This window comes from Sphingomonas sp. Sph1(2015) (assembly GCF_001970915.1).
GTDB lineage: Bacteria > Pseudomonadota > Alphaproteobacteria > Sphingomonadales > Sphingomonadaceae > Sphingomonas > Sphingomonas parapaucimobilis.
In genome coordinates this window covers 1-5,835 of record NZ_MQUI01000083.1, presented here as the reverse complement: position 1 = coordinate 5,835, position 5,835 = coordinate 1, and the positions used below count along the sequence as shown (strand labels likewise).

Here is a 5,835-nt window from a genome sequence, read left to right as displayed (position 1 = left end):
TATGAGGACCAGGACGCGCGGATCTCCATCTTGGCCAATGACCTTGCGTCAAAAGGCCGGATACGTTTTCGCAGACTGATCAGAATAGCTGACACAAACCGCTTGCCGACGGGGCGGGCCATACGTTTGCGCCGGTCGCATCGGCGTGGACCTTCGAGATCGTGCTGTCGATGAGGACATATTCGAAGTCCGGCGTGTCGGCCATGGCATGGAACAGTCGTTCCCAGACACAGCATGGGGACTGTCAGGAATTTCGTGTGCGGGCGGGCGGATGAACATTACGCCGCCATGGCCTTGATGAAGCGTTCGCCGAAGATGACGGCGAACTGAGCCTTGGCCATGGTCCACTCACGTGGCGGCATTCTCCACTCTTTCTCCGAGCGGTTCAAGATCAGGTAGAGCAGCTTCGGGTCGGTTCCGGCTGAGGGCGGAATGACACCCTAAGCGCCGGTGTCCTTCGGCCAGAGGTATTCGCCGGTGAGCAGGATGTGCGCCCACCCGAGCGGCGAGACATGGGCAAGAAGATGGTCGGGCGTGTCCAGCCCTTCGCGATGCCGGGCTTCGACGGCATGGCCGAGGTGCAGCGTGTTCCAGTAGACGATGATGGCGGTGAGCAGGTTGAGGCCCGCGATCCGGTAGTGCTGGCCCTCGGTGGTACGGTCACGGATCTCGCCCTGGCGGCCGATGCGCAGGGCGTTCTTCAGCGCGTGATGCGCCTCGCCCTTGTTGAGACCGACCTGAGCGCGGCGCTGCATCCCGGTGTCGAGAATCCATTCGATGATGAACAGCGTGCGCTCGATCCGGCCGACCTCGCGCAGCGCGGCGGCCAAGTCGTTTTGGCGCGGATAGGCGGCAAGCTTGCGCAGGATGCGGCTTGGGGCGACCTGCCCCGCGCTCACGGTGGCGGCGCAGCGGAACAGGTCGGGCCAATTGGAGACGATTAGCGCCTCGCGTGCTTTGCCGCCCGCCAACAGTCGTAGCTTGGTCGGCGTGGCGGCAGGATCGAAAACATACAGTCGCTTGGACGGCAGGTCGCGGATGCGCAGCACGAGGCGGTAGCCGAGCATGGCGCTGATCCCGAACAGATGGTCGGTGAACCCGCCGGTGTCGGCATATTGCTCCTCGATCCGCCGCCCGGCCTCGTTCATCGTCAGTCCGTCGAGCAGATAGGGTGCCTCGCTGACGGTCGCGGGGATCGGCTGCGACGCGAATGGCGCGAAGCGATCATTGACGTGGGTGTAGGCCTTGATGCCTGGGTCGTTGCCGTAGCGCGCGTTGACCGTGTTCATCGCCTCGCCCTGTCGCGCGGCAGGGTAGAACTGGCCGTCGGCGGAGGCGGTGGTGCCCATTCCCCAGACCCGCGCCATCGGCAGGTCACCTTGCGCGGCGACCACGGCCGCCAGCGCCTGGTCGATCGCCTCGCTCTCGACATGCCAGCGCGCGAGGCGGGAGAGCTGCCAGTAATCGTGCGTGTTGCACGCCTCGGCCATCTTGCGCAGGCCGAGGTTCAGCCCCTCGGCGAGCAGGACGTTGAGCAGGCCGATCCGGTCGCCGCACGGAACACCGGTGCGCAAATGCGTAAAGGCGTCGGTAAACCCGACCGCGACATCGACTTCGAGCAGCAGGTCCGTGATCCGGACGGGCGGCAGGCGACGGTAAAGGTCGAGCACCAGCTCATCGATCCCGTCCGGTGCATCGGCGGTGAGGCGGTCGATGCGCAGCGTGCCGTCCTCGATGCTGCCATGCGGGATCGTGCCGTTGCGCGCGGCGCGACCGAGCCGGGCGAGGCCATCGGCAAGCCGCGCCTTGCGATCGGCGAGCCAGACATGCGGGTCGGGCGGCACCACCAGCTTCATGGTGCGCGCGACCGTCATCGGCACGAGAACATGGCGCAGGTCACCATAGCGGTGCGAGCGGTCGAGCCAGATGTCGCCCGAGCGCAGCGCGTCGCGCAGGTGGAACATCACCGCGACCTCACGGAGATGCGTATCGTCACCGCCCTTTACCCGTAGCTGACGCCGCCATTTGGAATGCGGGCGCAGGAAGTCGTCGGTCGCCGGCAGTTCGCCCTTGGCGGCGATGACGGTCACCGCGTCGAGCAGGGGCCGGGCGACCGGCGCGGCTGCGAGGTCGAGGCAGCGGAGCATACGCGGCGCGTAGCGGCGGAAGCGGTGATAGCCCCGATCAACATGCGCCAGCGGATCATCGCCCAGCGTGTCGGTCAGCGTCCTGGCAGTCGCAACGAGGCGGTCGAGCCGGTCCCAGCCCGCCGCGCGTGCGACCGCATCCTCCAGCGATGCGCCGTCACCATGCGCGTCGAGCAGCGACCGGCCGAACGCAGCGAACCCGTCCAGCGTCGCGGTGACCGCGCCTCTGGTCTCCGCGGTACGCGCGTCGTGCAGCTGCTTCGCCTCGCGCCAGGTGCGGCCGACGATGCGGTCATGCGTTTCGATCACCGCATCGGCGGTCGCGGCGGCCCATTCGATGACGCAGACCGCGAGGATGGCGCGACGCCGATCGGCGTTCAGGTCGCGCAGGCCATCGGCGAAATAGCGTTCGCCCTGCCGACGCAGACGCGCGACGCGGTGCGGCGGTACGCCAGCGAGCAGACCCCCATCGAGGGTCATCGCGCGGAGGAACTCCAACCGGTCGAGCAGCCGGTTCGCCGCGGCGGAATTGTTGCCCGGCTCGATCCGGCGCAGCCAGATAAAGCGGCTGATCGCACCCGGCAGCATCTCGGTCGTCAGCCGGTCGAGCCGGGTGCAGGCGACGCGATCGAGACGGGTGGCGATCCGCTTCTCGATCCCGCGCTCGGCCGCGACCAGCGCGTCGGCGCACAGCCGCTCGATGGTGGTGATCGCCGGCAGGATGGTCATGGTGTCGCGGCAGCGGGCGATGAAGCGCCGGGCGAGATCGTCGTTGGAGCGCGCCTGTTCGGCTTCGGCGAGCAGCCAGTCGCGGAACGCGCATGCCGGCGCGCCCTGACCGGGGAACGACCTATAGCCGTAGGTCCGGCGCAGCACCTCCATGTGCTGCTGGCGGGTCTGGCGGCGAACGGCATAGCGAACGAGCGTGTCGCCGGTGATGCCGAGCTGGGCACCGAGGAAAGCGGACACCGCCAGCGGAATGACCTCACCCGGTGCCAGCAACCGCCCGGGATAGCGCAACGCGCACAGTTGCAGCGCGAAGCCGATGCGGTTCTCCGGCCGACGTCGCCGGTCGATATGGATCAGATCGTCGTCGGCGAGGATGTAGTGACGGAGCAGCGACGCCTCGTCGGTCGGCAGGTCGAGCAGCGCCGACCGCTGCCGGGCGCTCAGGATATGGCGGCGCGGCATGGCCCAAGTGTCCCGGTTGAACAGAAGTCTGTTTTGGACAACACTGAGCCTACGCAAATCAAGGGTTTTCGGGGGCGGATTTCGGGAAGGTTCAATTGGGACAACGCGCCGCCATCTACGCCCGCGTCTCGACCGCCGACCAGTCGTGCGAGCGTCAGTTGCGCGACCTTGCCGGTTTCGCCGAGCGGGGCGGCTATGAGGTGGTGGGGACTTTCCGCGAAACCGCCTCGGGCATGAAGGCCAACCGCTCGGCGCGCGCCGAGGTGATGAAGCTGGCGCAGGCCCGCCATATCGATGCGATCCTCGTCACCGAACTCAGTCGCTGGGGCCGCTCGACGCAGGATCTGCTCGATACGCTGAACCGGCTGTCGGGCTGGCGCGTGTCGGTCGTCGCGATGAGCGGCATGACGTTCGAGGTCGACACGCCGCACGGGCGGATGATGGCGACGATGCTCGCCGGCATCGCGCAGTTCGAACGCGATATGCTGAGCGAGCGGGTGCGCTCCGGCCTCGCCGCGGCACGGGCGCGGGGCCGCAAGCTCGGGCGGCAAGCCGGCGACCGTCCCAAGTCCGACCGGCTCGCCCCCAGGGTGCTGGCGCTCGTCGCCGAAGGCCGCAGCTATCGCTGGATCGCGCGCGACCTCGGCCTCAGCAAGAACACCGTCGCCGCGATCGTCGGACGGGCGCGCGAGGATGCGATTCCTGCCGAGGGGGCGGCATGACCAGACAGTTTCCACCCGATCCACGGCGCAAGGCCCGTTTCCGCGAGATCGTGCGCGGTATCGTCGGCAAGGATCGCTCCGACCGAAAGTACGGTTTCACCGTCGATACCGGCGGTGCCATCGCCCAGGCACTGGAACGTGCATATCGTGACGGCGTGCGGGACGGTCCGGCAGCGCTTTCTCCGGCGCCGGAGCAGTCGGAGACAGGTCCGGTCGAATGGGCGCTGATCCCGCCGCGACCCCGCGAAGGATCCTGGAGCATCTGTCTCGCTATCCTGGGTGGTGACGGCAGCCGGTCGCACGACGGGCATCTTGCACCCGCGCTCACCGAACGCGGTACGCCGGGCTGGGCGATCGTCACGGAAGGTCGCAGTCCTGGCAGGGTGATCGGTGAACGCAGCATCAGGCTGCTCATCCGCCTGAACCTGCTCGATCATGCGCCAGATCGACCGAAACGCCTGCTCCTGACCGAACAGGGGCGGGAAACCTGGCTGCTGTTCTGCCAGCGCGGTGGGCGTTACCCCGAGAATCTCACCGATATTTGAGCCGCCAGCACAGCGCGCCCGGTGCGACCCGATAGCGCACCATCGAGAGGGAGTATTTCGTCTGCCTATGCCTCCGCATACCACTGCGTCACTCTCGCCCATCCCGACCGGATGGTACGCACTCCACCATACCATCCTCGCCGATGGCACGCTTGCGGTCGTCGTGGCCGACGTCGATCTGGCAAGCGAATGGGCACGTATTCACGCCAGTCGCGACGGACGCCTTGACCCGCCGGGCCGCATCGACCGTCTCACCAAAAGCGGTCGGGCCAAGCTGCTGATCCAGGACAAGAACGGTTGGAGACAAGGCCCTGTCTTCCCGCTCGAAACGCCGCATCCGCTGCTTGGACGCTTCGCCGATGGCCGTTGGCTGGTGGTCGGCTCTCGCACACACGGTGATCCGAATGCCCGTGTTTTCTCCCCGGACGGTTCGCTTCTGACCCGGTTCATGCTGGGCGACGGTATCGAGCACGTCGCGATCGACGACCTGGATCGCATCTGGGTCGGTTGGTTCGATGAAGGCATATTCGGCGGGGGATGGTACGTTCCCGGGATGGAGTGGCCACCATCCTCCAATGGCGTCGCCTGCTTCGCGCCGGACGGCAGCATCATGAATGTACCGACATGGCCCGAGGAAGCAGGGTTCATCGCCGATTGCTATGCGCTGACGCCCAGCGGCTCAGGTGCATGGGCATCCCCCTACACCGACTTCCCGCTGGTCCGCTTCGTCCCCGGCAAAGCGACGCGATGGTGGCGAAACGAGTTTGCCGGCGCAAAAGCGATCGCAATCGACGGCAACCACATGCTGCTCGCCGGCGGCTATGGCAGCGATGCCGCACGACTGGTCCTGGTCGAATTGGACCAGCCAGGAAACGGTGAAACGGCAGTCCCGTTGGCAACGTGGCAGATGCCGTTGCAGCTTGCCGGTTCGGAAAGGCCCATGCTTCTGACCGGCCGCAGTGACACCCTGCACCTGATCGACGGCGACATATGGCATCGATGGCGCATGGGAGATGCCGTTACCGCTCTCGCCCATCCACAGGACCGATCGTCTTAGGGTGTCATTTCGCCCTCAGCCGGAACTGACCCCGGGTAGACCGGATCCAGCGGCCGCGGCTGCCAGATCGCCACCTCGTCGAGTACGGCGTCGGTCACCGTCGAGATCAGATCGGGCGACACAGCCTGCCCCGGCGAAGGCCGGGGTCGATGCCGTACAGATCATGTAGGTGC

General features: G+C 66.8%; 4 protein-coding genes and 3 pseudogenes. 3 read left to right on the top strand and 4 right to left on the bottom strand.

Annotated features, from left to right (window positions below; genetic code table 11):
- Window positions 1-127 precede the first annotated feature (127 nt).
- The 3 genes and pseudogenes from BSZ14_RS19910 to BSZ14_RS18320 form a co-directional block, all read right to left on the bottom strand.
- A pseudogene (locus BSZ14_RS19910) lies at window positions 128-229 on the bottom strand (IS5-like element IS711 family transposase); the annotation flags it as partial.
- A 49-nt stretch (window positions 230-278) separates the two neighbouring features.
- Window positions 279-410 (bottom strand): annotated as a pseudogene (locus BSZ14_RS19505) (IS256 family transposase); the annotation flags it as partial.
- Between the two features lie 30 nt (window positions 411-440).
- Complete coding sequence (locus BSZ14_RS18320) at window positions 441-3,338, bottom strand: Tn3 family transposase (protein WP_076712012.1); 2,898 nt, start codon at window positions 3,336-3,338, stop codon at window positions 441-443.
- A gap of 95 nt (window positions 3,339-3,433) precedes the next feature.
- Here BSZ14_RS18320 and BSZ14_RS18315 point away from each other — a divergent pair, with 95 nt between their 5' ends.
- The 3 genes from BSZ14_RS18315 to BSZ14_RS18305 all read left to right on the top strand — a co-directional run bounded on the left by BSZ14_RS18315 (window position 3,434) and on the right by BSZ14_RS18305 (window position 5,662).
- Window positions 3,434-4,060 carry a recombinase family protein gene (locus tag BSZ14_RS18315; protein WP_076712011.1) on the top strand — a complete coding sequence of 209 codons (627 nt, stop codon included), beginning with the start codon at window positions 3,434-3,436 and terminating at the stop codon, window positions 4,058-4,060.
- Entirely contained in the window at window positions 4,057-4,605 is a 549-nt protein-coding gene (locus tag BSZ14_RS18310) for a hypothetical protein (protein WP_076712010.1), read from the top strand. The genes BSZ14_RS18315 and BSZ14_RS18310 overlap by 4 nt, the downstream gene beginning before the upstream one ends.
- 163 nt (window positions 4,606-4,768) lie before the next feature.
- Window positions 4,769-5,662, top strand: coding sequence for a hypothetical protein (locus BSZ14_RS18305; protein ID WP_139330536.1), 894 nt, complete (start codon window positions 4,769-4,771; stop codon window positions 5,660-5,662).
- Window positions 5,663-5,694: 32 nt separating this feature from the next.
- Here BSZ14_RS18305 and BSZ14_RS20375 read toward each other — a convergent pair.
- Window positions 5,695-5,835, bottom strand: a pseudogene (locus BSZ14_RS20375) (transposase); the annotation flags it as partial.